Annotated in this window: 27 protein-coding genes and 5 tRNA genes; 22 read left to right on the forward strand and 10 right to left on the reverse strand. The window is 59.7% G+C overall.

Annotated features, from left to right (window positions below):
* The first annotated feature begins 206 nt into the window (after positions 1-206).
* The 5 genes from pilV to thiO all read left to right on the forward strand — a co-directional run bounded on the left by pilV (position 207) and on the right by thiO (position 3,508).
* Entirely contained in the window at positions 207-683 is a 477-nt protein-coding gene (pilV, locus tag HBJ59_RS26355; protein WP_076014122.1) for a type IV pilus modification protein PilV, read from the forward strand.
* Positions 680-1,387: a PilW family protein gene (locus tag HBJ59_RS26360; protein ID WP_167665246.1), complete on the forward strand. Its 708-nt coding sequence runs from the start codon at positions 680-682 to the stop codon at positions 1,385-1,387. The genes pilV and HBJ59_RS26360 overlap by 4 nt, the downstream gene beginning before the upstream one ends.
* A 7-nt stretch (positions 1,388-1,394) precedes the next feature.
* Entirely contained in the window at positions 1,395-1,922 is a 528-nt protein-coding gene (locus HBJ59_RS26365) for a PilX N-terminal domain-containing pilus assembly protein (RefSeq protein ID WP_167665247.1), read from the forward strand.
* 12 nt (positions 1,923-1,934) lie between these two features.
* Positions 1,935-2,336 (forward strand): type IV pilin protein, encoded by a 402-nt coding sequence (locus tag HBJ59_RS26370; RefSeq protein WP_167665248.1) that lies wholly within the window; start codon positions 1,935-1,937, stop codon positions 2,334-2,336.
* 62 nt (positions 2,337-2,398) lie between these two features.
* Complete coding sequence (gene thiO, locus HBJ59_RS26375) at positions 2,399-3,508, forward strand: glycine oxidase ThiO (protein ID WP_076014004.1); 1,110 nt, start codon at positions 2,399-2,401, stop codon at positions 3,506-3,508.
* On the opposite strand, the gene HBJ59_RS26380 is transcribed toward thiO, so the two are convergent.
* Together HBJ59_RS26380 and HBJ59_RS26385 are read right to left on the reverse strand one after the other, a co-directional pair.
* Positions 3,495-3,728, reverse strand: a complete 234-nt coding sequence (locus HBJ59_RS26380; protein WP_076014003.1) for a PP0621 family protein — start codon at positions 3,726-3,728, stop codon at positions 3,495-3,497. The genes thiO and HBJ59_RS26380 overlap by 14 nt on opposite strands.
* 124 nt (positions 3,729-3,852) lie before the next feature.
* Positions 3,853-4,878, reverse strand: coding sequence for an outer membrane protein assembly factor BamD (locus HBJ59_RS26385; protein ID WP_076014002.1), 1,026 nt, complete (start codon positions 4,876-4,878; stop codon positions 3,853-3,855).
* Between the two features lie 149 nt (positions 4,879-5,027).
* On the opposite strand from HBJ59_RS26385, the gene rluD reads away from it, so the two are divergent.
* The 7 genes from rluD (at position 5,028) to HBJ59_RS26420 (ending at position 10,123) form a co-directional block, all read left to right on the forward strand.
* Positions 5,028-5,990: a 23S rRNA pseudouridine(1911/1915/1917) synthase RluD gene (gene rluD / locus HBJ59_RS26390; protein WP_003215899.1), complete on the forward strand. Its 963-nt coding sequence runs from the start codon at positions 5,028-5,030 to the stop codon at positions 5,988-5,990.
* Positions 5,987-6,712, forward strand: coding sequence for a peptidoglycan editing factor PgeF (gene pgeF / locus HBJ59_RS26395; protein WP_167665249.1), 726 nt, complete (start codon positions 5,987-5,989; stop codon positions 6,710-6,712). Before rluD ends, pgeF begins: the two co-directional genes overlap by 4 nt.
* 131 nt (positions 6,713-6,843) lie before the next feature.
* Positions 6,844-9,408 carry an ATP-dependent chaperone ClpB gene (gene clpB, locus HBJ59_RS26400; RefSeq protein WP_167665250.1) on the forward strand — a complete coding sequence of 855 codons (2,565 nt, stop codon included), beginning with the start codon at positions 6,844-6,846 and terminating at the stop codon, positions 9,406-9,408.
* Positions 9,409-9,708: 300 nt separating this feature from the next.
* Positions 9,709-9,784 (forward strand) — tRNA-Asn (locus HBJ59_RS26405).
* A gap of 10 nt (positions 9,785-9,794) precedes the next feature.
* A tRNA-Pro gene (locus HBJ59_RS26410) sits at positions 9,795-9,871 on the forward strand.
* Positions 9,872-9,876: 5 nt separating this feature from the next.
* A tRNA-Lys gene (locus tag HBJ59_RS26415) sits at positions 9,877-9,952 on the forward strand.
* 94 nt (positions 9,953-10,046) lie between these two features.
* Positions 10,047-10,123 (forward strand) — tRNA-Pro (locus tag HBJ59_RS26420).
* 192 nt (positions 10,124-10,315) lie between these two features.
* Here HBJ59_RS26420 and HBJ59_RS26425 read toward each other — a convergent pair.
* From HBJ59_RS26425 to HBJ59_RS26435, 3 genes are all read right to left on the reverse strand, one after another.
* Positions 10,316-11,614, reverse strand: a complete 1,299-nt coding sequence (locus tag HBJ59_RS26425) for an NAD(P)/FAD-dependent oxidoreductase (protein WP_167665251.1) — start codon at positions 11,612-11,614, stop codon at positions 10,316-10,318.
* Between the two features lie 60 nt (positions 11,615-11,674).
* On the reverse strand, positions 11,675-11,848 hold the full coding sequence (locus HBJ59_RS26430; RefSeq protein ID WP_076016477.1) for a DUF3094 family protein: 174 nt from the start codon (positions 11,846-11,848) through the stop codon (positions 11,675-11,677).
* Between the two features lie 89 nt (positions 11,849-11,937).
* On the reverse strand, positions 11,938-12,567 hold the full coding sequence (locus tag HBJ59_RS26435) for a DUF1780 domain-containing protein (protein WP_008437312.1): 630 nt from the start codon (positions 12,565-12,567) through the stop codon (positions 11,938-11,940).
* A 102-nt stretch (positions 12,568-12,669) separates the two neighbouring features.
* On the opposite strand from HBJ59_RS26435, the gene HBJ59_RS26440 reads away from it, so the two are divergent.
* The 3 genes from HBJ59_RS26440 to HBJ59_RS26450 all read left to right on the forward strand — a co-directional run bounded on the left by HBJ59_RS26440 (position 12,670) and on the right by HBJ59_RS26450 (position 14,104).
* On the forward strand, positions 12,670-13,137 hold the full coding sequence (locus HBJ59_RS26440; RefSeq protein ID WP_167665252.1) for an FAD/FMN-containing dehydrogenase: 468 nt from the start codon (positions 12,670-12,672) through the stop codon (positions 13,135-13,137).
* Positions 13,134-13,823: an energy-coupling factor ABC transporter permease gene (locus HBJ59_RS26445; protein WP_076016480.1), complete on the forward strand. Its 690-nt coding sequence runs from the start codon at positions 13,134-13,136 to the stop codon at positions 13,821-13,823. The genes HBJ59_RS26440 and HBJ59_RS26445 overlap by 4 nt, the downstream gene beginning before the upstream one ends.
* Before the next feature lie 65 nt (positions 13,824-13,888).
* Positions 13,889-14,104: a hypothetical protein gene (locus HBJ59_RS26450; protein ID WP_003215917.1), complete on the forward strand. Its 216-nt coding sequence runs from the start codon at positions 13,889-13,891 to the stop codon at positions 14,102-14,104.
* Here the strand turns inward: HBJ59_RS26450 and yacG are convergent.
* From yacG to HBJ59_RS26470, 4 genes are read right to left on the reverse strand one after another with little or no spacing between them, the layout of a single operon-like run.
* On the reverse strand, positions 14,101-14,301 hold the full coding sequence (gene yacG / locus HBJ59_RS26455) for a DNA gyrase inhibitor YacG (RefSeq protein ID WP_063027056.1): 201 nt from the start codon (positions 14,299-14,301) through the stop codon (positions 14,101-14,103). The two genes, HBJ59_RS26450 and yacG, sit on opposite strands and share 4 nt — an antisense overlap.
* The gene (gene coaE, locus HBJ59_RS26460; RefSeq protein WP_167665253.1) at positions 14,298-14,921 is read right to left on the reverse strand and encodes a dephospho-CoA kinase; all 624 of its coding nucleotides are present in this window, start codon (positions 14,919-14,921) and stop codon (positions 14,298-14,300) included. Before coaE ends, yacG begins: the two co-directional genes overlap by 4 nt.
* Positions 14,918-15,796: an A24 family peptidase gene (locus HBJ59_RS26465; protein ID WP_372241507.1), complete on the reverse strand. Its 879-nt coding sequence runs from the start codon at positions 15,794-15,796 to the stop codon at positions 14,918-14,920. The genes coaE and HBJ59_RS26465 overlap by 4 nt, the downstream gene beginning before the upstream one ends.
* Entirely contained in the window at positions 15,793-17,001 is a 1,209-nt protein-coding gene (locus HBJ59_RS26470; protein WP_167665272.1) for a type II secretion system F family protein, read from the reverse strand. The genes HBJ59_RS26465 and HBJ59_RS26470 overlap by 4 nt, the downstream gene beginning before the upstream one ends.
* A 200-nt stretch (positions 17,002-17,201) precedes the next feature.
* Here HBJ59_RS26470 and HBJ59_RS26475 point away from each other — a divergent pair, with 200 nt between their 5' ends.
* The 4 genes from HBJ59_RS26475 to HBJ59_RS26490 all read left to right on the forward strand — a co-directional run bounded on the left by HBJ59_RS26475 (position 17,202) and on the right by HBJ59_RS26490 (position 19,665).
* The gene (locus HBJ59_RS26475; protein WP_167665254.1) at positions 17,202-17,615 is read left to right on the forward strand and encodes a pilin; all 414 of its coding nucleotides are present in this window, start codon (positions 17,202-17,204) and stop codon (positions 17,613-17,615) included.
* Positions 17,616-17,701: 86 nt separating this feature from the next.
* Positions 17,702-19,111 (forward strand): O-antigen ligase, encoded by a 1,410-nt coding sequence (locus HBJ59_RS26480; protein WP_167665255.1) that lies wholly within the window; start codon positions 17,702-17,704, stop codon positions 19,109-19,111.
* A gap of 39 nt (positions 19,112-19,150) precedes the next feature.
* Positions 19,151-19,223 (forward strand) — tRNA-Thr (locus HBJ59_RS26485).
* 136 nt (positions 19,224-19,359) lie between these two features.
* Positions 19,360-19,665 (forward strand): DUF6388 family protein, encoded by a 306-nt coding sequence (locus HBJ59_RS26490; protein ID WP_076016485.1) that lies wholly within the window; start codon positions 19,360-19,362, stop codon positions 19,663-19,665.
* Between the two features lie 134 nt (positions 19,666-19,799).
* Here the strand turns inward: HBJ59_RS26490 and nadC are convergent, their stop codons facing one another.
* Positions 19,800-20,648 carry a carboxylating nicotinate-nucleotide diphosphorylase gene (gene nadC / locus HBJ59_RS26495; protein WP_010175009.1) on the reverse strand — a complete coding sequence of 283 codons (849 nt, stop codon included), beginning with the start codon at positions 20,646-20,648 and terminating at the stop codon, positions 19,800-19,802.
* 281 nt (positions 20,649-20,929) lie between these two features.
* Between nadC and HBJ59_RS26500 the strand changes: the two genes are divergently transcribed.
* The 3 genes from HBJ59_RS26500 to ampE all read left to right on the forward strand — a co-directional run bounded on the left by HBJ59_RS26500 (position 20,930) and on the right by ampE (position 24,547).
* The gene (locus tag HBJ59_RS26500; RefSeq protein ID WP_167665256.1) at positions 20,930-23,089 is read left to right on the forward strand and encodes a DUF1631 domain-containing protein; all 2,160 of its coding nucleotides are present in this window, start codon (positions 20,930-20,932) and stop codon (positions 23,087-23,089) included.
* A gap of 61 nt (positions 23,090-23,150) precedes the next feature.
* Positions 23,151-23,714, forward strand: coding sequence for a 1,6-anhydro-N-acetylmuramyl-L-alanine amidase AmpD (gene ampD, locus HBJ59_RS26505; protein WP_076016488.1), 564 nt, complete (start codon positions 23,151-23,153; stop codon positions 23,712-23,714).
* On the forward strand, positions 23,711-24,547 hold the full coding sequence (gene ampE / locus HBJ59_RS26510) for a regulatory signaling modulator protein AmpE (RefSeq protein ID WP_076016489.1): 837 nt from the start codon (positions 23,711-23,713) through the stop codon (positions 24,545-24,547). The genes ampD and ampE overlap by 4 nt, the downstream gene beginning before the upstream one ends.
* Positions 24,548-25,156: the final 609 nt, after the last annotated feature.

The raw sequence follows: 25,156 nt of genomic DNA on the forward strand, positions 1-25,156 counted from the left end.
GTGGACGCGGTGTGCTTTTTCAGTGGATGCCGAATGGCAGACTTAGTTATAGCGGCCAGTCCGGCGTGGCGAATGATGGCCATCCTGTCCAAAGTATTTCGCTTTGTTCCGGGGTGCAGCGCTCAGGCAAGACCGGCGCTAGTCTTGCATCGCACGGCAGATTTTCCGCTGCTTTTTGATGACCTTCGACATGGATGACGATGGTAATGATCGCTTTCCCCGTAACGAATCACCCTCAATTGACCCAGGCCGGGATGACCCTGATCGAGGTCCTGGTATCTGTGTTGATCCTCGCCGTCGGCCTGCTGGGGGCTGCGGTGATTCAGCTCAATGCCTTGAAGTACACCGACAGTTCCAGGATGACCAGCCAGGCCAGTTTTATTGCGTACGACATGCTTGACCGCATCCGCGCCAACTCGGGCGCTGATTACTCATGGGGGCAGAGCGAGCGCGCGCCCTCCAGCACTTCGGTCGCGAGTGTCCGTGATCTGGACCTGCACGATTTCGAAGCCAACATCGCGGGATTTGCGGGGGAGAGCGCCAAGGGTTCGGTTGCGGTCAATCAGCGAGAGGTGACCATCAGCATCAGTTGGGATGACTCCCGTGGGGCGAAGGCTCAAGGCGCCCGGGAAACGTTCACCCTGACCAGCCGGGTTGCTGTTGACCCGAGGGGGTTGCCATGAGCGGCCCCGCTCGCGGTTTTAGCCTGGTGGAGCTGTTGCTGGCGTTGGCGCTAGGATTGTTGTTGATCATGGGTGTGACCCAGATCGCCCTCAGCTCCCGAGCCACCCGTGACAACCAAAGTGCAGCTTCGCTGTTGCAGGATGATGCACGGTTCGTCTTGGGCAAGCTGGTTCAGGAAATACGCCAGGCGGGCATGTTTGGTTGCCTTTCCACCGCATCAATCAGCAACGCTCCCGTAGGGTTCGACCGCCCCATCGGTTGGAGCTCTACCGGCAATTCTCGGTCCCTGACACTGGTGACCGCTGACGTCGGAGAGGGCGGCAGCAAGCCTGACTGGACGGTGCTTTCCGATTGCACCGGTTCTGCCCAGGCCTATGGAGGAAGCCCGCCGGCAGGGGCGCCCGGGCAGATTCGCTTTCCACTGCGCAAGCTGACTTACACCTTCGAAGGCGGGCAATTGAAGCTCAGCACACTGGCAGCCCCGAGCAAGGCGGTACTGGTGGATAACGTGCGTGCTTTCGATATCAGTTTCGGGGTGGCCGGGAAGGCGGGCTCGACAGGTGTCAGCCGATACGACCCTAGCCCCGGCGAAGAGTCGCTTATACGCAGTGTGCGGATTCTGCTGACACTTCAGGATCCAAATGGGCGGGTGAAAGACCAGACCTACAGCGTTGTAGCCGCGCTACGTAATCGTCTGGAGTAGCTTGCCCATGGGTTATTACCGTTCTTGTTCGAGGCAGGCAGGTATGGTTTTGCTGATCAGCCTGGTATTCCTGCTGTTGTTGGCGCTCCTCGGGTTGTCTTCGATGCAGGGGGCAATCTCGCAAGAAAAAATGACCGGCAGCGTTCGGCAGCGCAACCAGTCGTTTCAGCTGGCTGAAAGCGGCCTCAGGCTTGGAGAGTCTGTGGTGCAGGCACCTGGTTTTGGCTTGCGTCCTTGTCAATCGACTGTTGCGTGTGCGCCACCTCCCGAGTCGGTTTCGGTAGTAGGGCCTGGGACGAACCCTGTGTCGGCTGTCACTTGGGTGGGGATGAAAGATGGCGTCTACGGTATTCAGAATCTTGGGCCGGGAATGGGCTTGGCTCACCTTCCGGCAGAGACCCAAGCCACCCTCTATCGAGTGACTTCGGTGGGAATCAGCGGTCATTCGCGTTCCGTCCTGGAGACGGTGTATGCGCGCGTGGGCAGCGGCGCCGGTGAGCGTTTTCGACGAATCATGTGGCGACAACTTCAATAGGTAAGCGGCACGATGAGCAAGGATTGCACTGGTTTCACCCTGATCGAATTATTGATCGCCGTGGCGATCATCGGCCTTCTGGTTGGCGTCGCCTATCCCGGCTATACGAGCCATATGAAAAAGGTCTATCGCGGCGAAATTGCCGGGTTGCTGACCGAGCAAGCTCAGCACCTGGAGCGTTATTACGCGAGGAACGGCACTTTTATTGATGCGACTGGCGTCATCGCCGGCAATGATCGCTATAGAATCACCCCTGCATTGAACCCTCAGGATTTCGTTCTGCTTGCCACGCCCGCAACTGATTCGGTGATGGCGGGCGATCCCTGTGCAGCCTTCAGCCTGACCAGTGCCGGTGCGCGAAGCAATCCGGGCGCCGTGCCTGACATGACGCGCAAGGCGTGCTGGGGGCAATGATGAGGAAGCTGGACGATTGGGCGCCGGGCGTGCCTTTTTCTTTTTATCGGCTGGATCGAACAATGGCTAAGCAACAGCAAGTAGTGGTTGTGGGTGGCGGGGTAATTGGCTTGTTGACGGCGTTCAACCTGGCGACCCAGGGGCAGACGGTGGTGTTGCTGGATCGCTCGGCGGTCGGGCAGGAGTCTTCCTGGGCTGGTGGCGGCATTGTTTCCCCGCTGTACCCATGGCGCTATAGCCCGGCGGTGACGGCACTGGCGCACTGGTCCCAGGATTTTTACCCGCAACTGGCAGAGCGTTTGTTCGCCGCTACAGGCGTTGACCCGGAAGTTCACACCACGGGCCTGTATTGGCTGGACCTTGACGATGAGGCCGAGGCGCTTGCCTGGGCGGCGCGCGAAGGGCGCCCGCTGAGCAAGGTGGATGTTTCAGCGGCCCATGACGCTGTGCCGGTGCTGGGTGCCGGGTTTTCCCAGGCGATCTATATGGCGGATGTGGCCAATGTGCGTAATCCGCGGTTGGTCAAATCCCTCAAGGCAGCCTTGTTGGCCCTGCCGGGCGTGACGATTCACGAGCAGTGCGCGGTTGAAGGGTTTATTCAGGAGGGCGGTAAGGTTGTCGGGGTGAATACAGCTCTTGGGCCGATCCGTGGCGATCAGGTAGTGCTCGCTGCCGGGGCCTGGAGCGGTGAGTTGCTGGGTAGCCTGGGGCTGGCATTGCCTGTTGAGCCGGTCAAGGGGCAGATGATCTTGTACAAATGCGCGTCGGACTTCCTATCGTGCATGGTCCTGGCCAAGGGGCGTTATGCGATTCCGCGGCGAGACGGTCACATCCTGATCGGCAGTACGCTGGAGCATGAGGGGTTCGACAAGACGCCCACCGATTCCGCCCTGGAAAGCCTGAAAGCCTCTGCCGTCGAGTTGATTCCGGCACTGGCTGATGCCGAGGTGGTGGGGCATTGGGCCGGCTTGCGGCCCGGATCGCCGGAAGGCATTCCCTATATCGGCAAGGTGCCAGGGTTTGACGGGCTATGGCTCAATTGCGGGCATTACCGCAATGGCCTGGTGCTGGCGCCGGCTTCCTGTCAGTTGTTTGCCGATTTGTTGCTGGAGCATAAGCCGATCATTGATCCGACGCCCTACGCGCCGGCAGGCCGGATCAACGCTGGATAGCCTTCGGACCCTGCTCCAGATGCGCCTGGGTGCAATACCACTCCTGGCGCAGGCTCAAGGCTCGATCCTGCGGCAGATGAAGGCCGCAGTGAGCGCAACGAACCATCTGGATCGTGCCTTGCTCGCTGGGCCGCTGCTGTTTGGCGGCCGGGCTTTTGAATTTGCGCCAAATCCATACCGCGGCAGCAATAACGGCAATCCAGAACAGTAGACGAACCATGGTGGGCAGCTTCTCGACAAGTAATGCGCCAGTTTAGCCAAGGACGTGATGGGCGCACAGCGCAATTATGCAGCGCAATAAAAAAGGGAGCTCAAGAGCTCCCTTTTTGCATCGCGGCGAACAATCAGTCAAAGACACCGAAGGTCATGTAGCTGAACCACGAGCGATCTTCGTTGTTGCCCAGGGCTTGAGGCCCTTGCTCTTCGATGATGTCGCCGTTTTCGTCACGCGGCTTGAGGTCCGACGGGATCGAATCCTTGGCGTCCTGGTATTGCTTGATGATGTCCTGGTTGGCGCGGGTTTCACCCGGCGGCAGCGGTGGACGGGACTCGATCAGGCCCAGGGTGTATTTGCTCAACCACGAACGGTTGTCGGCTTCGGCAACCTGCGGTACGAACTGGCCGTCCTTCAGGCTTGGGTGGTCCGGGTAGTTGAGCTTCAGGGTTTCCAGGCTGGTGGCCGCCAGGGCGTCCAGGTGCAGGCGCTGGTAAGCCTCGGTCATCACGGCCAGGCCGTCACCCACGGATGGGGTTTCCTGGAAGTTTTCCACTACATAGCGGCCACGGTTCGCGGCAGCAACGTACGCCTGACGGGTCAGGTAGTAGTGGGCTACGTGGATCTCGTAGGAGGCCAGCAGGTTGCGCAGGTAGATCATGCGCTGCTTGGCGTCCGGCGCGTAGCGGCTGTTCGGGTAGCGACTGGTCAGCTGGGCGAACTCGTTGTAGGAGTCGCGGGCAGCACCCGGGTCACGCTGGGTCATGTCCAGCGGCAGGAAGCGCGCCAGCAGGCCAACGTCCTGGTCAAACGAGGTCAGGCCCTTGAGGTAGTAGGCGTAGTCCACGTTCGGATGTTGTGGGTGCAGGCGAATAAAACGCTCGGCGGCGGACTTGGCAGCTTCCGGCTCGGCGTTCTTGTAGTTGGCGTAGATCAGCTCGAGCTGGGCCTGGTCGGCGTAGCGCCCGAACGGATACCGCGACTCCAGTGCCTTCAGCTTTGCCGTGGCGCTGGTGTAGCTGTGGTTGTTCAGGTCGGTCTGAGCTTGTTGGTACAGCTCGACCTCGCTCAGGTTTTCGTCGACGACTTCCTTTGTTGACGAGCAAGCAGCAGTCATGGCGAGGATGGCGATCAGCAGCAGGTGTTTCACTTGCATGGCGGCTTGCGTCCCTATGACGGCCGCTGTCTTGGGCGGGGCCGTCCTGTTATGATGAGCGCCCCTTGGAAAGCCTCGGGGCAAAAGACGCCGTATTTAACCACAAGCGCGCAGCCGAAACCAAAGGCTGTGCCACGCCTAGTCTGAGCATGTCCGATAAAATTGAACTTCGCGCAGAGGTGCCGTCCGAATTGGGCGGCCAACGCCTCGATCAAGTCGCCGCACAATTATTCGCTGAGCACTCGCGCTCGCGCCTTTCCGCCTGGATCAAAGACGGCCGCCTGACTGTGGATGGGGCGGTTATCCGCCCGCGAGACATAGTCCATGGTGGTGCGATTCTTGAGCTGACTGCCGAGCAGGAAGCCCAGGGAGAATGGATCGCCCAGGACATTGAACTGGACATCGTCTATGAAGACGACGACATCCTGGTGATCAATAAACCCGCAGGTCTGGTGGTTCACCCGGCTGCCGGGCACGCTGATGGCACCCTGCTCAATGCCTTGCTGCACCACGTGCCGGACATCATCAATGTTCCGCGCTGCGGCATCGTGCACCGTCTGGACAAGGACACCACCGGCCTTATGGTGGTGGCCAAGACCATTCAGGCGCAGACGCAGCTGGTCACACAACTGCAGAGCCGCAGCGTCAGCCGCATCTATGAATGCATCGTGATCGGCGTGGTAACCGCAGGTGGCAAAATCAATGCCCCGATCGGTCGCCACGGCCAGCAGCGCCAGCGCATGGCGGTAATGGAAGGTGGCAAACAAGCTGTCAGCCACTACCGCGTGCTCGAGCGTTTCCGCTCCCACACCCACGTGCGGGTCAAGCTGGAAACCGGTCGTACCCACCAGATTCGGGTGCACATGGCGCACATCAACTTCCCGTTGGTCGGAGATCCGGCCTACGGTGGCCGCTTCCGTATTCCGCCTGCGGCCAGTGCAACCATGGTTGATTCGTTGAAAACCTTCCCGCGCCAGGCACTGCATGCACGCTTCCTGGAACTGGATCATCCGACGAGCGGTAAGCGGATGAGCTGGGAATCGCCACTTCCAGACGATTTTGTCTGGTTGTTGTCGCTGCTCAAGCAGGATCGCGAGGCGTTCATCGGATGAGTGACTGGCTGATTCCTGACTGGCCTGCGCCGGCCGGGGTGAAAGCCTGCGTTACCACCCGTGCGGGCGGCGTCAGTCTGGCGCCGTTCGACAGCCTCAATCTCGGCGATCACGTTGAGGATAGCCTCGAAGCCGTCCTCGAAAATCGTCGCCGCCTCACCGATGCCCTCAATATTCAGCCAGCCTGGCTGCGTCAGGTTCACGGTGTGGTTGTGGTTGAGGCGGACCCCGGTCGTACTGCCGAGGCAGATGGCAGTTGGACCAGCACCCCAGGCGTCGCCTGCACATCGATGACGGCTGACTGCTTGCCTGCCTTGTTTTGCAATCGCGCCGGCACCCGCGTCGCTGCTGCCCATGCCGGTTGGCGTGGCCTGGCTGCGGGAGTTCTGGAAGCCGCTTTCGAAAGCCTGGACGCCGAACCTGGCGAAGTGCTGGTTTGGCTGGGCCCGGCCATCGGCCCGCAAGCCTTCGAAGTGGGGCCGGAAGTGCGTGAAGCCTTTATGCAGCAACTTCCGGAAACGATTGAGGCGTTCGTCCCCAGTCAGAACCCGGGCAAGTTCATGGCGGACATTTACCAACTGGCCCGCCTGCGGCTCGCAGCCCGCGGCGTCACGGCTGTGTACGGTGGCGGCGTGTGTACCGTGACCGATCCCCGCTTCTATTCCTACCGTCGCAGCCCGCGCACCGGTCGGTTTGCCTCCCTTATCTGGCTTGAACGCTAGACTCTCCTGACCTGCGTCAACTATTGGCAGCTTGAATCTCCCAGAATCGACCACATCTATAGGGGTATCTGGCAGGTTTCTTCATTCAGGATGTGTTTATAGCTCCGGCCTGCTCAAAAGGAAGGTGACTAATGCGTATTGATCGTTTAACCAGCAAATTGCAGTTGGCATTATCTGATTCTCAATCCCTGGCGGTTGGCCTTGACCATCCGGCCATCGAGCCTGCGCACTTGATGCAAGCGCTCCTGGAGCAACAAGGCGGTTCCATCAAGCCGTTGCTGATGCAGGTGGGCTTCGACGTCAACAGCCTGCGCAAGGAGTTGAGCAAAGAGCTCGACCAACTGCCGAAAATCCAAAATCCCACTGGCGACGTGAACATGTCCCAGGACTTGGCGCGCCTGCTTAACCAGGCCGATCGCCTGGCCCAGCAGAAGGGTGACCAGTTCATCTCCAGCGAACTGGTGCTGCTCGCCGCCATGGACGACAACAGCAAACTTGGCAAATTGTTGCTGGGCCAGGGTGTGAGCAAAAAAGCCCTGGAAAACGCCATCAACAACCTGCGTGGCGGCGAAGCGGTAAATGATCCTAACCACGAGGAGTCGCGCCAAGCCCTGGACAAATACACCGTCGACCTGACCAAGCGCGCCGAAGAAGGCAAGCTCGATCCGGTGATCGGTCGTGACGATGAGATTCGTCGCACCATCCAGGTCCTGCAGCGTCGCACCAAGAACAACCCGGTGCTGATCGGCGAACCTGGCGTGGGTAAAACTGCGATTGCCGAAGGCCTGGCCCAGCGCATCATTAATGGCGAAGTGCCGGACGGCCTTAAAGGCAAGCGCCTGCTGTCCCTGGACATGGGGTCGCTGATTGCCGGCGCCAAGTTCCGCGGCGAGTTCGAAGAGCGCCTGAAGTCCCTGCTGAATGAACTGTCGAAGCAGGAAGGGCAGATCATTCTGTTTATCGACGAACTGCATACCATGGTCGGCGCCGGTAAAGGCGAAGGTTCGATGGATGCGGGCAACATGCTCAAGCCAGCCCTGGCGCGTGGTGAGTTGCATTGCGTCGGTGCAACCACGCTGAACGAATATCGCCAGTACATCGAGAAGGATGCGGCCCTTGAGCGTCGCTTCCAGAAAGTACTGGTGGAAGAACCGAGCGAAGAAGACACCATCGCGATCCTGCGGGGCCTGAAAGAGCGGTATGAGGTCCACCATAAAGTCGCGATCACCGACGGCGCGATCATTGCGGCGGCGAAGTTGAGCCATCGCTACATCACTGACCGTCAGTTGCCGGACAAGGCCATCGACCTGATCGACGAAGCGGCCAGCCGTATTCGGATGGAGATCGATTCGAAGCCTGAAGTGCTGGACCGTCTGGATCGGCGCCTGATTCAGCTGAAAGTTGAATCTCAGGCCCTGAAGAAAGAAGAGGACGAGCCGGCGAAGAAACGCCTGGAAAAACTCCAGGAAGAAATTGTTCGCCTTGAGCGCGAGTATTCGGACCTCGAAGAAATCTGGACCTCGGAAAAAGCCGAAGTGCAGGGTTCTGCGCAGATCCAGCAAAAGATCGAACAGTCCCGCCAGGAGCTGGAAGCAGCGCGCCGTAAAGGCGACCTGAACCGCATGGCCGAGTTGCAGTACGGGGTGATCCCGGACCTGGAGCGCAGCCTGCAGATGGTCGACCAGCACGGCAAGCCTGAGAACCAGTTGCTGCGCAGCAAGGTGACCGAGGAAGAAATCGCCGAAGTTGTCTCGAAGTGGACCGGTATTCCTGTGTCGAAAATGCTCGAAGGCGAGCGCGACAAGCTGCTGAAGATGGAAAGCCTGTTGCACCAGCGCGTTATCGGCCAGGACGAGGCGGTGATTGCGGTGTCCAACGCGGTGCGGCGTTCCCGGGCCGGGTTGTCCGACCCGAACCGTCCGAGCGGCTCGTTCATGTTCCTCGGCCCGACCGGCGTGGGTAAGACCGAGCTGTGCAAGGCTTTGGCCGCGTTCCTCTTTGATACCGAAGAGGCCATGGTGCGGATCGATATGTCCGAGTTCATGGAGAAACATTCCGTGGCTCGCCTGATCGGGGCGCCACCTGGCTATGTAGGGTACGAGGAGGGCGGTTACCTGACCGAGGCCGTACGGCGCAAGCCTTACTCGGTGATCCTTCTGGACGAGGTCGAGAAGGCCCACCCGGATGTGTTCAACGTGTTGCTGCAAGTGCTGGAAGATGGCCGCCTGACGGACAGTCACGGACGTACCGTGGATTTCCGCAATACGGTGATCGTGATGACCTCCAACCTGGGTTCGGTACAGATCCAGGAACTGGTGGGTGATCGTGAAGCCCAGCGCGCAGCCGTGATGGACGCGCTGACCAGCCACTTCCGGCCGGAGTTCATCAACCGGGTCGATGAAGTAGTGATCTTCGAGCCTCTGGCACGAGATCAGATCGCGGGCATCACCGAGATCCAGTTGGGCCGCCTGCGTAGCCGTCTGGCGGAACGTGAGTTGTCCCTGGACCTGAGCCGCGAGGCGTTGGACAAGCTGATCGCTGTCGGTTACGACCCGGTGTATGGCGCACGGCCGTTGAAGCGTGCGATCCAGCGCTGGATCGAGAACCCGTTGGCACAGTTGATCCTGTCGGGCAGCTTTATGCCGGGCACCAGCGTCGAGGCGACGGTGGAGAACGACGAAATCGTCTTCCACTAAGCTCGAGTGGTACTGCTATAAGAAGAGGCCCCGCATTGCGGGGCCTTTTTTTTCGATAGGGCGTTGAACTGTAAGGCAAAGGCTTGTAAAGTGCGCCCCGCAGCAACGTCAGCCCAACGGTTTCTTCTCCCCAAGGAGAAATCAGAAAGAAGCGCAAATCATTGTCTTAAAAGCAATTTAAAGGGTTGACAGGGGTTTTTAAGATTGTAGAATAGCGCGCCTCAGAGACACTAACGTAGCGATACGGAAGCATCGAAGAGAAGGTAACAAGCAACAACGTAACACTTTGAAATATGTAGTTCCGTGATAGCTCAGTCGGTAGAGCAAATGACTGTTAATCATTGGGTCCCAGGTTCGAGTCCTGGTCACGGAGCCAATTTCAAAACCGGGGTATAGCGCAGTCCGGTAGCGCGCCTGCTTTGGGAGCAGGATGTCAGGAGTTCGAATCCCCTTACCCCGACCATATTTGGGTCGTTAGCTCAGTTGGTAGAGCAGTTGGCTTTTAACCAATTGGTCGTAGGTTCGAATCCCACACGACCCACCATTTTTGAGACCAGTTAACGCTGGAATCGAATCTTAAGATCAGAGGCCAAAAGCGCTGATCGAAGAAGGCGACTGAGAGGTCGCCTTTTTTTTACCGGGGTATAGCGCAGTCCGGTAGCGCGCCTGCTTTGGGAGCAGGATGTCAGGAGTTCGAATCCCCTTACCCCGACCATATTAAAAATCCTCGTATCGAAAGATACGGGGATTTTTTTTGTGCGCGGAATCCTGGCCACACCACAAAACAAATGTGGGAGCGGGCTTGCTCGCGAAAGCGGTGTGTCAGTCAGTACATCTGGCACTGAACCACCGCTTTCGCGAGCAAGCCCGCTCCCACACTAATCGAGTTCTATCCGGGAACGTGCTGTCAGTGCAGTTTTAGACGCGGCTCAGTGCCTCGCCCAATCTTGCTCCCCAGCATCAGCATCGCCGTGCGGAAGAAGCCATACAGCGCCATCTGGTGCATGCGGTACAGCGACACATAAAACATCCGCGCCAGCCATCCTTCCAGCATCACGCTGCCCGTCAGGTTACCCATCAAGTTACCCACAGCCGAAAAACGCGACAGCGAAATCAGCGAGCCGTAGTCGGTGTACTTATACGACGGCAGGTCCTTGCCCTCGATCCGCAGTTTCAGCGATTTGGCCAGCAACGACGCCTGCTGGTGAGCCGCCTGGGCCCGTGGCGGCACATTGCGGTCGGTGCCGGGTTGCGGGCAGGCCGCGCAGTCACCAAAGGCAAAAATATTCTCGTCACGGGTGGTTTGCAGGGTCGGCAGCACTTGCAATTGGTTGATGCGGTTGGTTTCCAGGCCATCAATGTCCTTTAGGAACCCTGGCGCGCGAATCCCGGCAGCCCAGACCTTCAGGCTGGCCGGAATCACCTGGCCGCTGCTGGTGATAAGGGCATCGGCCGTCACTTCACTCACGGCGGAGTTGGTCAGTACCGTCACTCCGAGTTTTTCCAGGGTTTTATGCACAGGCCCGCCAATACGCTCCGGCAGGGCAGGCAACACCCGTGGGCCGGCTTCGATCAGGGTGATGTGCATGTTTTCCGGCTTGATCTTGTCCAGGCCATAGGCAGCGAGTTCGTGTGCGGCGTTGTGCAGTTCGGCGGCCAGCTCGACCCCCGTGGCACCGGCGCCGACGATGGCGACGCTGATCTGCTCTACCACGTCCGTCTGTCCGGCGTGGGCGCGCAGATAGTGGTTGAGCAATTGCTGATGGAAGCGCTCGGCCTGTTTGCGGGTGTCAAGGAACAGGCAGTGTTGCGCTGCACCCTCGGTGCCGAAGTCATTGGTGGTGCTGCCGACGGCGATCACCAGGCTGTCGTAGTCCAGCACGCGCGCGGGCACCAGTTCACGGCCTTCTTCGTCGAGGGTGGCGGCCAGCTGGATTTTTTTCTGCTCGCGATCAAGCCCGCTCATGCGCCCCAGCTGGAACTCGAAGTGGTTCCATTTTGCCTGGGCAACATAATTGAGTTCGTCTTCCGAAGAGTTCAGCGAGCCCGCCGCCACTTCGTGGAGCAGGGGTTTCCAGATGTGGGTGAGGTTGGCGTCCACCAGCGTGATGCTGGCGGTGCCGCGCTTGCCCAGAGTCTTACCCAGGCGGGTAGCCAACTCCAGGCCGCCGGCGCCGCCGCCGACGATAATAATACGATGGGTCATGGGGATATCTCGCAAGGCTAAAAGAAATCGGTGCGGTTACCCGAGCGAGCGCAAGGCAGCTCATAGCGTCAGGTAACTCAGAAGGCGGCTCAGCAAACCCAGGCCGATCACGGCAACCACCACCACGGCAAGGAGCAGCCATGGCCGGAAAGGCTTGCGCTCGACTTGGTTCTGGGACAGTTGCAGGTACTCTTCGACATGCTGTTGGTCGTCGGGGTTCAGGCGGCTGGTCATAAAGGCCTCGTCAGGTAGACGTTGCTAAAGGGCGCCACGTTACAGTCGGGTGATTGGCGGCATTGACAGAAGCATAGTCGTTGACCCGATCACAGGCTGATGCCCACATCAAACACTATGCTGCGGCCCAGATTGTTGCGCAAGAAGTCCGGCGCGTCCGGATGCGCGAACAATACGCGGGCAAACGTCGGGCCCACCAGGGACAGCGAACGCCAGCCCTGGCGCAGGTACTCGGTGGGCGGCGGGAAATGACTGTTGAGGTCGAGTACTTCGCGCTTAAGGCTGGCGAAGGCGATGAGGTCGAGCTCCCCCAGGTCCATCCCGCGTTCTTTATAGTTGTGGGCCTTCTTGCGTAGGGTCGGCGCCAGGCGTAGCAGGAATTCGTGGGCGGGAATGCGCCGAGGCTTGGCTTCTCGCCGAACCAACTGGCTCAGGGAGAACGCGCTGCGCCGCCGCAACAGTTCGTCGCGCCACTCATCGTTCAGGCGCCGGCCTTCGTCGAGAACGAAAAACACCTCGAAACTGGCGTCGCGAAACAACACATCCGGCGGCTCCTGCCCGGCAGCATGGAACTCTTCGGCGCGGTAGGGCACGTTCAAGCCTTGCAACAGGCGCTGGCAGACCCAACGCTCACGCTCCCATTTGCGGGCATTGGACAGGAACGCGTTGGCTTGTTCGGCCGCTACGGTGAGCAGGCGCAAATAATCTGAGTCATCCATGTCACCAGCTTAGCGTCCAAATGATGACCGCAGGAAGTCCCGCGTCAAAAGGTCGGTGTAGACTGGCCACTCGACAGTTTCCCGTGGCATGAGGAGTATGCAGTGAAGTTTTTTGTGGTGCTGTTCTTGAGTCTTTTGCCCGTGTGGGCCCAAGCCGTCGAAGTGGGTGAGCGTGTTGCACCCTGGACCTTGCTTGACCAGTTCGACCAGGCCTACACCCTGGATGACCAGGCGCAGACCTTGCTGGTCGCTCGCAGCATGGACGCCGCCAAAATCGTCGACGCGGCGCTGCAAGGCCAGCCCAAGGGTTATCTGGAGGCACGGCATGCGGTGTTTCTCGCCGATATCCAGCTAATGCCCCGGCTGATTGCGAAGATGTTCGCGGTGCCGGCCATGCAGGCCTACAACTATCGCGTCATGCTCGACCGTGATGCCCGTGTAACCCCGCGCTATCCGGCACCTGTGGATAAAGTGCTGTGGCTGCAACTGGATCACGGGAAGTTGGTGGCGCAGCACGAGTACGACTCCGCCGCTGAACTGCGCCAGGCCCTGGAGCAGGTGCAGCCGTGATCAGTGCCGCGGTGCTGGCGCCGGAAACCCTCAGCATCGGCTGGTTGCTGTATGCGCCGGTGGTGATGTGGGCGCTCCTGCGTTCGCCGTGGGTCGAGCTGTTTGCCGACCGGCGGCGCCAGCATTTGCTGTTTGGCACGGTGTTCGCGCTGTTCATGTTGTGGTTGGTACGTCGGGATTTCGATACAGGGGTGTCCTACCACTTCATCGGCATGACCGCCGTGACCTTGCTGCTTGATTGGCCCCTGGCGATCGTCGGCGGGTTTGCCGCACAGCTCGGCCTGGTATTGCTCGGTCGCCAGGACCTGGCGGCCGTGGGCATCAACGGCATGCTGCTGGTCGTGTTGCCGGTACTGGTCACTGAAGGCTGTGCGCTGCTGGTGGAGCGGGCGAAGCCACGTAATCCCTTTGTGTATATCTTCTGTTCGGGCTTTTTCGCAGCAGCGCTGTCGGCCTTGATGTGCCTGCTGGTGGGCCTGGGCTTGTTGTGGTTCGACGGTCGTTTCGCGATGCCGGAGTGGATCGAGGATTTCGTCGGGTACCTGTGGCTGATCATTTTTCCCGAGGCCTTTATCAACGGCATGGTGATCAGCGCCCTGGTGGTGTTTTGTCCGGAGTGGCTGGAGACGTTCAACCGTACCCGCTACCTCTCGGCGCCCTGGAAGGATGACGATACCGGGCCTTGATCCAGGTCAAATCCCGCACACGCGAGTGGTCTCATGCTCTGCAAAATTTCCAGGAGCACGGAATCATGAGTGTGTACGAATGGGCACGGCAAGAGTTACGCAGAAGCCAGGACGCGGCGCAGGAAATCGGCTTTGACCCGGGCTTGACCCTGCGCGCCATGCTCAGTGCGGTGGTGCAGCAGAGCAAGGGCGTGCGCAGTTTTGAAGACCTGGCCGACGAGCTGCAATACCTCGCAGAGAATCTCGACGACCAGCAGGACTATGGCTTTATGCGGCCTTAGTGTTTGGGCTGAAAGTCTTCTGAGAACAGTTCGTCCTCGGCGTCCGGGCTGACCGGGATCTTGTGTTCTTCCGACGCCCAGGCGCCCAGGTCGATCAGTTTGCAACGGTCCGAGCAGAACGGGCGGTTGGGGTTTTCCGCTTTCCATTCCACGGGTGCGCCGCAGGTTGGGCATTCGACGGTCAAGGGTTGGCTCATGATCGGCCTCCACGCAAAGTAAGGTAAAAGTGGTGCAGTCGCTCGACCTCGGCATGCAGCCGGGCCAGGTCCTGGTCATTGACCAGCACGTCATCGGCATGGCGCAGGCGGTCTTCACGGGTGGCCTGGGCCTTGAGAATCGCCTGCACCTGCGCTTCGCTGATGCCATCGCGCTGCAGGGTACGCTCAATCTGCAACGATTGCGGCACGTCGATCACCAACACCCGTTGGGTCATGGTGTACTGGCCGGACTCGATCAGTAACGGCGACACCAGAATTGCGTAAGGCGATTTGGCACGCGCCAGATGGCTGCGAATCTCCTCGGCGATCAGCGGGTGCAGCAACGCTTCCAGCCAGAGGCGTTCCTCGGGCACTTCGAAGATCAGCTTGCGCAGCGCCCCACGGTCCAACTGCCCGTCAGGCTGCAGCACGCTTGCACCGAAATGCTCGGCAATTTGCGCAAGGGCAGGACGCCCGGGTTCGACTACCCAACGCGCAGCGTGGTCGGCGTCAATCAGGTCCACGCCTAGCCGTACGAAGTGTTCGGCTGCCGCGCTTTTGCCACTGCCGATGCCGCCAGTGAGGCCAAGAATCCAGGGTGTTGCAACAGGAGTGGTCATCTGAAACCGACAGACTGCAAATAGAAGTCGGTTATTTGACCACCCCAGAGCAATGCAATCCAGCCGGCAATTGCCAGATACGGACCAAAAGGCATTGGAACCGACACTTGGGCTTTGCGCAGGCGCAATAGAATCAGGCCACCCATCACGCCCACCAGGGACGACAGCAGCAGCGTCATCGGCAGGATCTGCCAGCCGCCCCAGGCGCCGAGCATTGCCAGTAGCTTGAAATCACCGTAACCCATCCCGTCCTTGCCGGTGATCAGCTTGAACAGCCAGAACACCGACCACAGGCTCATGTAGCCGGCTACCGCGCCCCACAGCGCATCGGGCAATGACACAAAAACGCCAAAGCTGTTGAGGATCAGGCCCAGCCACAGCAACGGCAGCACCAGTGCATCTGGCAGCAGTTGATGGTCTACGTCGATCAGGCTCATCGCCAGCAAGCCCCAACTCAACACCATCACCGCGCCGGCTGCCCAGCCGAAACCGAAATTCCAGGCGACAACCGCCGAGATCAGCCCGCACGCCAACTCGGTGAAGGGGTAACGCGCGCCGATAGGTGAATGGCAACTTGAGCAGCGCCCTCTGAGCAGGAGGTAACTGAGCAGCGGAATATTCTCCCAGGGGCGAATCGGGTGGTTGCAGTGTGGGCAACAGGAGTTGGGGCGCATCAAGTTATAGGGCGCCGCGATGGGCTCGGCGGGAAGGCCAAGGACTTCATGGGCCTGGGCTCGCCATTCACGCTCCAGCATCTTCGGCAGGCGCCATACCAGCACGTTGATAAAGCTGCCGACAATCAAGCCCAGCAGCAATGCGCCTGATACAAATACCCATGGCTGATAAACAAGGATCTCAGTCAGTGACGTGCTCAAAAGGCGGTACCGAGTTGAAAGATCGGCAGGTACATGGCGAGCACCAATGCCCCGACGATGCCCCCGAGTACCACCATGATCAGCGGTTCCATCAGACTGGTGAGGTTGTCCACCAGGTTATCGACGTCGGCCTCGTAGTGGTTGGCGACTTTTTCCAGCATGGTGTCGAGGGTGCCCGACTCCTCGCCGATAGCGGTCATCTGGATCGCCATGCCTGGAAACAGGCCGCTCACGGCCATGGATTCATTCAACTGGGTTCCGGTTGATACGTCGTGCCGCATACGATTGATTGCCTGTTTGAACAGTCCATTACCCGTAGCACTGGCCACGGAATCCAATGCTTGCACCAGGGGGACGCCAGCCGCAAAGGTGGTCGAGAGCGTGCGGGCGTAGCGCGCTACCGCCGATTTTTTCAGCAGTGTGCCTGCCACCGGTGCTTTCAACAAACTGGCATCGAGCCAGTGGCGAAAGCCTGTGGACGAGCGATAGGCTTTGCGCAGTCCCGCGAAACCGGTGCCCGCGACCAAAATCAGTACCCACCAGTGGTGTTGCATGAACTCCGACAGACTGATGACCGCCAAGGTAAAACCCGGCAGCTGCGCATCGACGCCGGCAAACAGGCCCTGGAACTGTGGCACAACGTGAATCAGCAAGATCGCACTGACAAGGGTGGCGACGGCCAGCACCGTCATGGGATAGGTCATCGCCTTCTTGATTCTGGCTTTTAGTTGCTCGCTTTTTTCAAGGTGGGTCGCGACGCGTTCCAGCAGCGCTTCTAGCGCGCCCGCCTGCTCCCCTGCCGCAATCAGGTTGCAGTACAGTTCATCGAAGTAGCGCGGCTGTTTCTGCAAGGCGACAGACAGGCTGCTGCCGGCGGCGATCTCCTGTTTCAAGCCTTGTACGAGGCTGCGCATATGCCGGTTGTCGAAGCCTTCGGCGATGATATCCAGTGCTTGCAGAAGCGCGATGCCAGCCTTCAATAGCGTCGCCAACTGGCGAGTGAAGAGGGCGATTTCCGCTGGTTTGACCGACGGAGCGAGGCCCGGCCAGCCCGCGGATTTTTTGCGTACGCGGCCAGGGTTGATGCCTTGCTGGCGCAACAGTGCTTTGACCAGTGCAGGGTTGTGACCGCTGGTTTCTCCCGAGACCTTGCGCCCTTTGCGGTTGATGCCTTCCCAGGCATAGATCGCTGAAACATCATTCATTTCGCAGTTCCGCACACAGACAGTGGAAGATTTATAGCTTAGTCAGGTGACGGATTCGGGCAGGGTCGCCTTGAACGAAAAAATGTCAGTTTGTGCGTCTTGTTCAGCATTGGCCGCGCAGGGGTGAGTACACTGGCGCGGTTGCCGAGCGGGGTGCAGGAAGCGCCTCGCGATAGGTTTTATTCTGGAGAGTGAATGTGATGCGTCAGAAAGGTTTTACCTTGATCGAATTGTTGATCGTCGTGGCAATCATCGGCATTTTGGCCACCATCGGCCTGCCCATGTACACCAAGCACCAGGCCAAGGCCAAGTTCACCGCTGGGCTGGCCGAGGTCTCCGCATTGAAGGCCGGCTTTGAAGACACGCTGAACCAGGGTACTGCGCCAACCCTGGCGTTGATTGGCGGGACCAGCCCAACGGCCAACTGCAGGATTGACGTGACCGGCGACATCGCCACCGGTGCTGGCACGATTGCCTGTGAAATCCTCGACGCACCCGCGCCGGTCCTGGGCAAAATCATCACCTTGACCCGTAATGCCACGACTGGCTGGAAGTGCACCACCACGGCAGAAGACCTTTACGCTGCCAAGGGTTGTACTTCCGGCGGCGCCTGATCCGAAGGTCGGCTACTGTTTACGCAACAATCGAGAGCGTGTGCGTAAACCGCTCCATACCTGCCACAAGGAAGTAGAGGGTGCCGATGACGTTGTCTGTTCAGCAGCGGGGAAATACATTCCTCATTGTGGTCATGTGTCTGCTGACGCTGGCTGTCTGCGCGCCGTTCAGCAGCCACGACTGGCAACGTGTGGTGCAGATATCGGTGGCGATATGTGCGGTGTTGTATGGGCTGTGTTTGCCGCAGGCCGGGCGATGCGTTGATAGGCCGACAGCGCTCGGGGTGTCGCTGATTGGGGCAGCGGGGCTGGTTTCGGCCCTGTTGGCCCATCAGCCACTCTGGGCGTTGACCGAGCTGGCGCTGCTCATCAGTTGTGGCGCCATTGCGGTTGCTTTCAGCCAGGTCAGGCGCGATGGGGCCGAGTCACTGGATCGCGTACTGATCCTGTTCGTATTGTTGTTGTGCCTGTTTAAAAGTGCTCAATATCTGCACGCTGGCATCCTCGCCTTTACCAGCGGTGAAACGGTCGTAAACCCCGATTTGCTGTTGTCCGGATTTTCCAACAAGCGCTTCTACGGGCAGTTCCAGACCTTCACCCTGCCACTGCTGGCACTTCCCTTGCTGCTTTCAAGCGTCGCTCGTCCAGCGCGGGGCGCGGTGTTTGCACTGCTCTGTATCTGGTGGCTGATCGCGATCAGTGGTGGTACCCGCGGCACGTGGCTCGGTATGGGTATTGCGGGCTTCGTACTGGTGTTTTTGGGGCAGCATGGTCGCCGCTGGGTAGCCTGGCAGTTGGCGGCACTGGCCGGCGGGTTGTTGCTGTACTGGCTGGTGTTCAGCGTGCTGGCAAAGTACCTGGGGATTGAAATTTCCAACGCCGCTGCAGACCGTCTGACGACCAGTTTGTCCGGGCGTGGGCCTATCTGGTCGCAGGCCTGGAATATGATTCTTGAGCGTCCTTGGCTGGGTTTCGGGCCGATGCATTTTGCCGACATCGCCAACGACATTGCTGCTCACCCTCATCAGGCGATTCTGCAATGGGCCAGCGAGTGGGGCGTGCCGTCAACGCTAGGTGTGATCGTGTTGGTTACGTGGGCCGGGTGGGCAACCATCGGTGTGTTACGCGATCGTGGGTTGTCGTGGACGCCCGTGGACCTGCTGCGCCTGTGCCTGTTTGCCTCGCTGGTCGGTGCACTGACCCAGGCCATGGTGGATGGCGTGATCGTGATGCCGGTTTCGCAACTCTGGCTGGCGTTGGTGGCCGGGTGGCTGATGGCATTGCATGTGTGGCGAACTCCACCGGTCGCCCCGGCGCCATTGCTTTACAAAATGTGGATGATGGCGAGTGTCGTGGCCGTCGGCTTGTTGGTGTTCGTCGCGATTCGTGATGTGCCTGGCCTCACGGCGCGTAGCGAGCACTACATGGGCCTGAGTAACGGTCACCTGCAGCCGCGCTTTTGGGTGCAAGGTGTGATTGCCCTCGAAAAGCAGTGAGTTGCCGGACGCCCAAGGCAGTGCTAGCTTTAGCCCACCGCCCGTGTAGCTCAGCCGGTAGAGCAGCGCACTCGTAACGCGAAGGTCGCAGGTTCGATTCCTGTCTCGGGCAAAAAGGCAACACAGTTTTCAGATGATCCCAGAATGGTTCTGAAGGCCAGACGAACCGGTATTCATGCCTGTTCTTTTGTATCTGCGCAACCTTGATGACCCAGATGCATCCCCATTCCTCGATCTAAGAGAACGACATGACCATACAAGAAATGACCCAGGAAGCGCGGCACGAAGCAGCCCTCAAAAAGTACGTTGCGGAGTCGCCGGAACTGCTGGATGAGATCAAGGACCTGAGCGCCGATGATCAAAGGGACCAGATCCAATGGTCATTTGAAGATGAGGCCGAGGCCCAGGGCCTGCAGCCGTGGGAACTGACCCTGAAGTACACCACCACCCCGGAAGAGTTCGAGGCGGCACGCCTGGCTTTGCACAAGGAGGCTGCCGAGGTGCTGGGTGTGGACTGGAACGAGTATTGCGGGATGAACAATCTCGCGATCTGACACGAGTTTACTGTGGCGAGGGAGCTTGCTCCCGCTGGAGTGCGCAGCGCTCCCAAGTTTTTTGGGGTCGCTTCGCAACCCAGCGGGAGCAAGCTCCCTCGCCACAAAAGCTTGCGCTTACATTTAGGGGCGTTTCAGAGACTAAGCCGCATCGACAAATCCACCGCCTTCACATCCTTGGTCATCGCCCCGATGGAGATGTAGTCCACGCCGGTTTCAGCGATGGGCAGCAAGGTGCTTTCGTTAATCCCGCCACTGGCTTCCAGCTTGGCTTTGCCGCCGTTCAGGCGCACCGCTTCGCGCATGTCATCCAGGCTCAGCTCATCCAGCATGATGATGTCGGCGCCCGCCGCCAGTGCTTCGCGCAGTTCTTCCAGGCTTTCCACTTCGATTTCCACCGGCTTGCCCGGGGCGATCTTGTGGGCGGCGCTGATGGCCTGGGCAATGCCACCGCAGGCCGCGATATGGTTTTCCTTGATCAGGAACGCGTCATACAGGCCGATGCGGTGGTTGTGGCAACCGCCGCAGGTCACTGCATATTTTTGCGCCAGGCGCAGGCCGGGCAGGGTCTTGCGGGTATCCAGCAGCTTGACCTGGGTGGACGCGACAAAGTCCGCCAGGTATTGAGCTCGAGTGGCAACGCCTGACAGCAATTGCAGGAAATTCAGCGCGCAACGCTCACCACTGAGTAGCGAACGGGCTGGCCCTTCGAGGTGAAACAGCACCTGGTTCGGGCTGACACGTTCGCCGTCACGCACCTGCCAATGCACCGCGACACGCGGGTCCAACTGGCGAAACACCGCCTCCACCCAAGCCGTGCCGCTGATAACGGCGGCATCCCTGGTGATGATCGTGGCCTTGGCCAGGCGTTCGGCCGGGATCAGCTGCGCGGTGATATCGCCGCTGCCGATGTCTTCCAGCAGTGCGCGACGCACGTTGGCTTCGATTTCAGCGGTCAGGTCGGCTAGACGAAGATTGGGCATAACAGGCTCCACAAACAAAGTGCCTGGATTATAGGGGCAGGGCGGGCCCGAACCCAAGACGACAGGCGCCACTGGCGCGGCTTGAGGTGCTCATTTACACAGCGATCACAGAGTTTGCTGGCGCAACAACCTCCATTTGCAAGATAATCTCGCGCCTTGCAATTGGCGTCATAGCTTTGACGTTACAGTGATAGCCCGATTTTCGCAGTGCTCCGGGGTACTTTGCCCCGTCGCCGTCCGATCTTTCACAAAATCGAATACCGCCGTTTCAGGAGGCCAGGATGCACAAAGACGGGAAGGTGGTGCCGATCAATAAGGCACGGGCGACGCCGTCGCCGCTCGCCCGCCTGCCGGTGGTGTTGCTCCAGGTCCGTGACAAGGCGGCGCAGCAGCTTAAACAGGGGCTGCAGGAGCTGTTCGATAACGCCGACGACACCCTGTTCGAAATGGCCGACAAGTCCCGCAGTAACGTCGACCACGGTATTTTCTTTGAAGCCATGCGCGACTTGCGCCTCAAGCGCAAGAATTTCGAGCGCGGCTTCATGGAGCAGCTCTACGAGGCGTTTGCCAATCTTGGCAACGTGGAGCGCGGTGAGCTGCAACTGATTCCGGTGGTGTCCTACGCGGCGGTGCCCGGCGCCTCAAGCGACGAGCTGGAAAAAGCCGTCGCCCTCGAGGCCATGCTGGGCAAGGTGCTGCGCCGTGATGGCCTGGCCCTTGCGCAGTTGACGGCACGCCTGAACGCCTTGCTCGACAAACGCCTGGATGATCGCGATAACCCACTGGGCCCGGCAATGCTCTGCGCGTTCTTTCTGCAAGCGGGACGCAGCCTTGGCGTGGAGATTCGGGTCAAGCTGATCATCCTCAAACTGTTTGAAAAATACGTCCTCAGTGACGCCGACTTGTTGTACGGCGAAGCCAACCAGTTGCTGATCGCCACCGGCGTATTGCCCGAACTCAAGGCGGTGCCATCGCGGCGTGCGGTCGCCACCGCCGATTTGCCTGAGGACACCCCACCGACTACCGGCCATCCCGCAGACGATAGCGGGCAGGAAGTCTTCGCGGCGTTGCAGGAATTGCTGACTGCGGTGCGCGGCAGTGTGGCCCCCACCCTTGAAGCCAGCGCCGAGACCCAGCCAATCTCCACCCGTGACTTGCTGCGCCTGCTCTCCCATTTGCAGCAATACGTGCCTGCGCCCGAGGTCGAGGATGACTTCGACCTGCGCAACCAGCTGGAACAATTGCTGACCCGGGTCAGCGTAAAGAGCGGCAAGTCACGGGTGGTTGAGGACGCCGACGAGGACGTAATCAACCTGATCGCCATGCTCTTCGAGTTCATTCTCGATGACAGCACGGTGCCTGAGTCCCTCAAGGCCCTGATCGCCCGCCTGCAGATTCCGATGTTGAAAGTGGCGGTGCTCGACAAGAGTTTTTTCAGTCACGCCAACCACCCGGCGCGACGCCTGCTCAATGAAATCGCTGCGGCAGCCATGGGCTGGAGCCAGCGCGACGATTATCAGCGCGACAGCTTGTACGTGCACATCGAGCAGGTAGTGCAGCGCTTGCTGAACGATTTTGTCGATGACCCGGCGATTTTTTCCCAGTTGCTGGCAGAGTTCACCGCGTTTACCCATGACGAGCGGCGCCGCAGCGAGTTACTGGAGCAACGCACCCGTGACGCGGAAGAAGGACGGGCCCGTACCGAAATCGCCCGCCAGCGGGTGGCCGAGGCCCTCAATCTGCGGCTGTTGGGCAAAGTCTTGCCCGAGTTCGTGGTGCAGTTCCTGCAGCAGGCCTGGAGCCAGGTACTGTTGTTGGCCTGCCTGAAGCACGGCGAACACTCCCCACAATGGGCGGCCGGGTTGCGCACCATGGATGAGTTGATCTGGAGTGTCGGCCTGAGTGAAGACACCGAAGCGGGGCGGCACTTGCTGGAGCAGTTGCCTGAATTGCTCAAGGCGCTGCGGGACGGGTTGAGCGGCGCCGCGTTTGATCCTTTCATAACGCGGGAATTTTTCACGCAATTGCAGACGCTGCATGTCCTGTCTTTCCGGGGCAATGCCGACGGAAAGTCTTCGTTGTCGCAAGTTGAGGTGCGCGAGGCATTCGTCCTCAGTCCCGCCGCACTGGCCGTTTCGGTGAGCCTGCCGGACGATGACCCCGACCTGCTCAAGGTTCGCCAACTGCGAGTCGGTTGCTGGGTCGAATTCCAGGAAGACCCTGAAAACACCCTGCGCTGCAAGTTGACGGCGATTATTGCGCCGGCCAATACCTGTATTTTTGTCAACCGCACCGGCCTCAAGGTATTGGAAAAAAGCCCGGTAGAACTGGCATTGGAGTTCAAGCGCGGCGCGGTGCGAACCCTCGATGATGCGTTGCTGTTCGACCGCGCACTGGCCTCGGTGATTGGCAACCTGCGCCAACTTCATTGCGCCAAGTGATCGCAACCGGATAGCGGAACGCGGCATACTGAGTCACTCGAGCCTCGTTCAAGGAACCTGTATGCAGTTGGACCCCGCCAGCGGTTGGTGCCAGGGCATTCGTCATTGCCCTTCACCCAACTTCAACGAGCGCCCTGGTGGCGAGATTTCCCTGTTGGTGGTGCACAACATCAGCCTGCCACCGGCGCAATTCGCCACCGGCAAGGTGCATGAATTTTTCCAGAATCGTCTGGATGTCACGGAACATCCCTACTTTGAAGGTATTGCCGACCTACGGGTTTCTGCGCATTTTCTGATTGAGCGTGATGGCGCGGTGACGCAATTTGTTTCGTGCCTGGACAGGGCTTGGCATGCCGGCGTATCGAGCTTCGAGGGCCGTGAAACCTGTAACGACTTTTCCCTGGGAATCGAGCTGGAAGGTACCGATGACCTGCCTTTCACCGATGCCCAGTATCAATCCCTGATTGCCCTGACGCGCCAGTTGTTGGCGGCGTACCCGGGCATTACCCGCCAGCGCATTTGTGGCCATAGCGATATCGCCCCGGGACGCAAGACCGATCCCGGACCCGCTTTTGATTGGGCGCGCTTTCGCAGCGCCTTGCAGGATGGAGGACACGCACAATGAGTTTTCTGGTGTTGGTGTTGGCGGTATGGATCGAGAAATTCTCGGCCCTGCGCCAGCGTATACAACGTGATGGGGGTTGGCTGCGGGAGCTGGCCAAGCTGGAAGCGAGCGCCAGCCTGGGCAAACGGCCGTGGCTGATCCTCGCGCTGCTGGTGCTGCTGCCGGTGGCTTTGCTCGCGCTGTTGCTGCTGGTGCTGGAACCAGTGGCTTATGGCCTGTTGGCGCTGCCGGTGCATCTGCTGGTGGTGATCTACAGCCTGGGCCGTGGCGATCTATTGGCCGGGTTGGGACCGTTTCGTGATGCCTGGCGCCGGGGTGACCTGCAAGCGGCCGAGCATGTGGCCGAGCGTGACTTGAGCATCAGCGCTGACAGTGGCGAGCAACTGCTGGAGCGGGTCCAGGGCCATCTGTTGTGGCAGGCTTACCAAAGCTTCTTTGCGGTGATTTTCTGGTACTTCCTCCTCGGGCCAGTGGCCGCCTTGGCCTACCGGCTGCTGGCGCTGGCGACCGAGAACAGCAAGAACCCACTGGTGGCCGAGCGTGCGGGGCAATTGCGCCATGCATTCGACTGGTTGCCCGTGCGCCTGCTGGCGGCAAGTTTTGCCTTGGTAGGCAACTTCGTGGCGGTTGGCCGGGTGATGTTGCATGAGCTGCTGAGCTGGGACATCAGCGCGGCACAACTGGTAGAAAAAGTGGGCCTGGTGGCCGCTGAAATCCCGCCGCCGGTGGTGGGCGCCGAAGGTATCAACAGCCTCGATCGAATCTGGGAACTGCTGCTGCGCGCCGCCGTGCTGTGGTATGCCGGCTTCGCCATCTGGACCGTGTTGCCCTGATCCACGCCTCTCTGTAGGAGCGAGCTTGCTCGCGAAAAACGTCAAGACACCGCGCGCGTCCAGATAGCGCGCGTTCTCGTTGACGTTCTTCGCGAGCCAGCTCGCTCCTACCTCGTTAACCTTAAGTTACAAACCTCCTTTTCGAATTGAGCTATACAGACAGAGCGCCAAATAGTGGCTATCTGCCGCCGCCCTGCGCCCTCAATAAAAATAAAAGAAAAGGGAGTTCACCTGTGAAGAGCTTGCTCTATCCCGCCGTCGCGTTCATGAACCGCCTGACCTTCGGCATGAAGTTCAGCCTTATCAGCGTGCTGTTCCTGTTGCCCATGCTGGCCACCAACTATTACCTGGTGCGCGACTCCTGGCGTGAGTTCCAGGGCACCCGCATTGAGCTGCAAAGCCTCGACCTGCTGGGTAGCAGCCTGGCCCTGCGGCGCGACCTGGAAACCCTGAACAACCAAGTGCAGATCAACGCAACCCTCGGCCAGTCAGGCAAGGCCGGCGATATTGAAAGCAAGATCGTCGCCCTGGAAGAGAGCCTGCTGCAGCGCTTGCAAAGCTTCCACGCTCTGTCCGCCGACCCCGAGCAAGCCGCCGCCTTCGAAGCCA

Source organism: Pseudomonas sp. AN3A02 (genome assembly GCF_011765255.1).
Taxonomy (GTDB): domain Bacteria; phylum Pseudomonadota; class Gammaproteobacteria; order Pseudomonadales; family Pseudomonadaceae; genus Aquipseudomonas.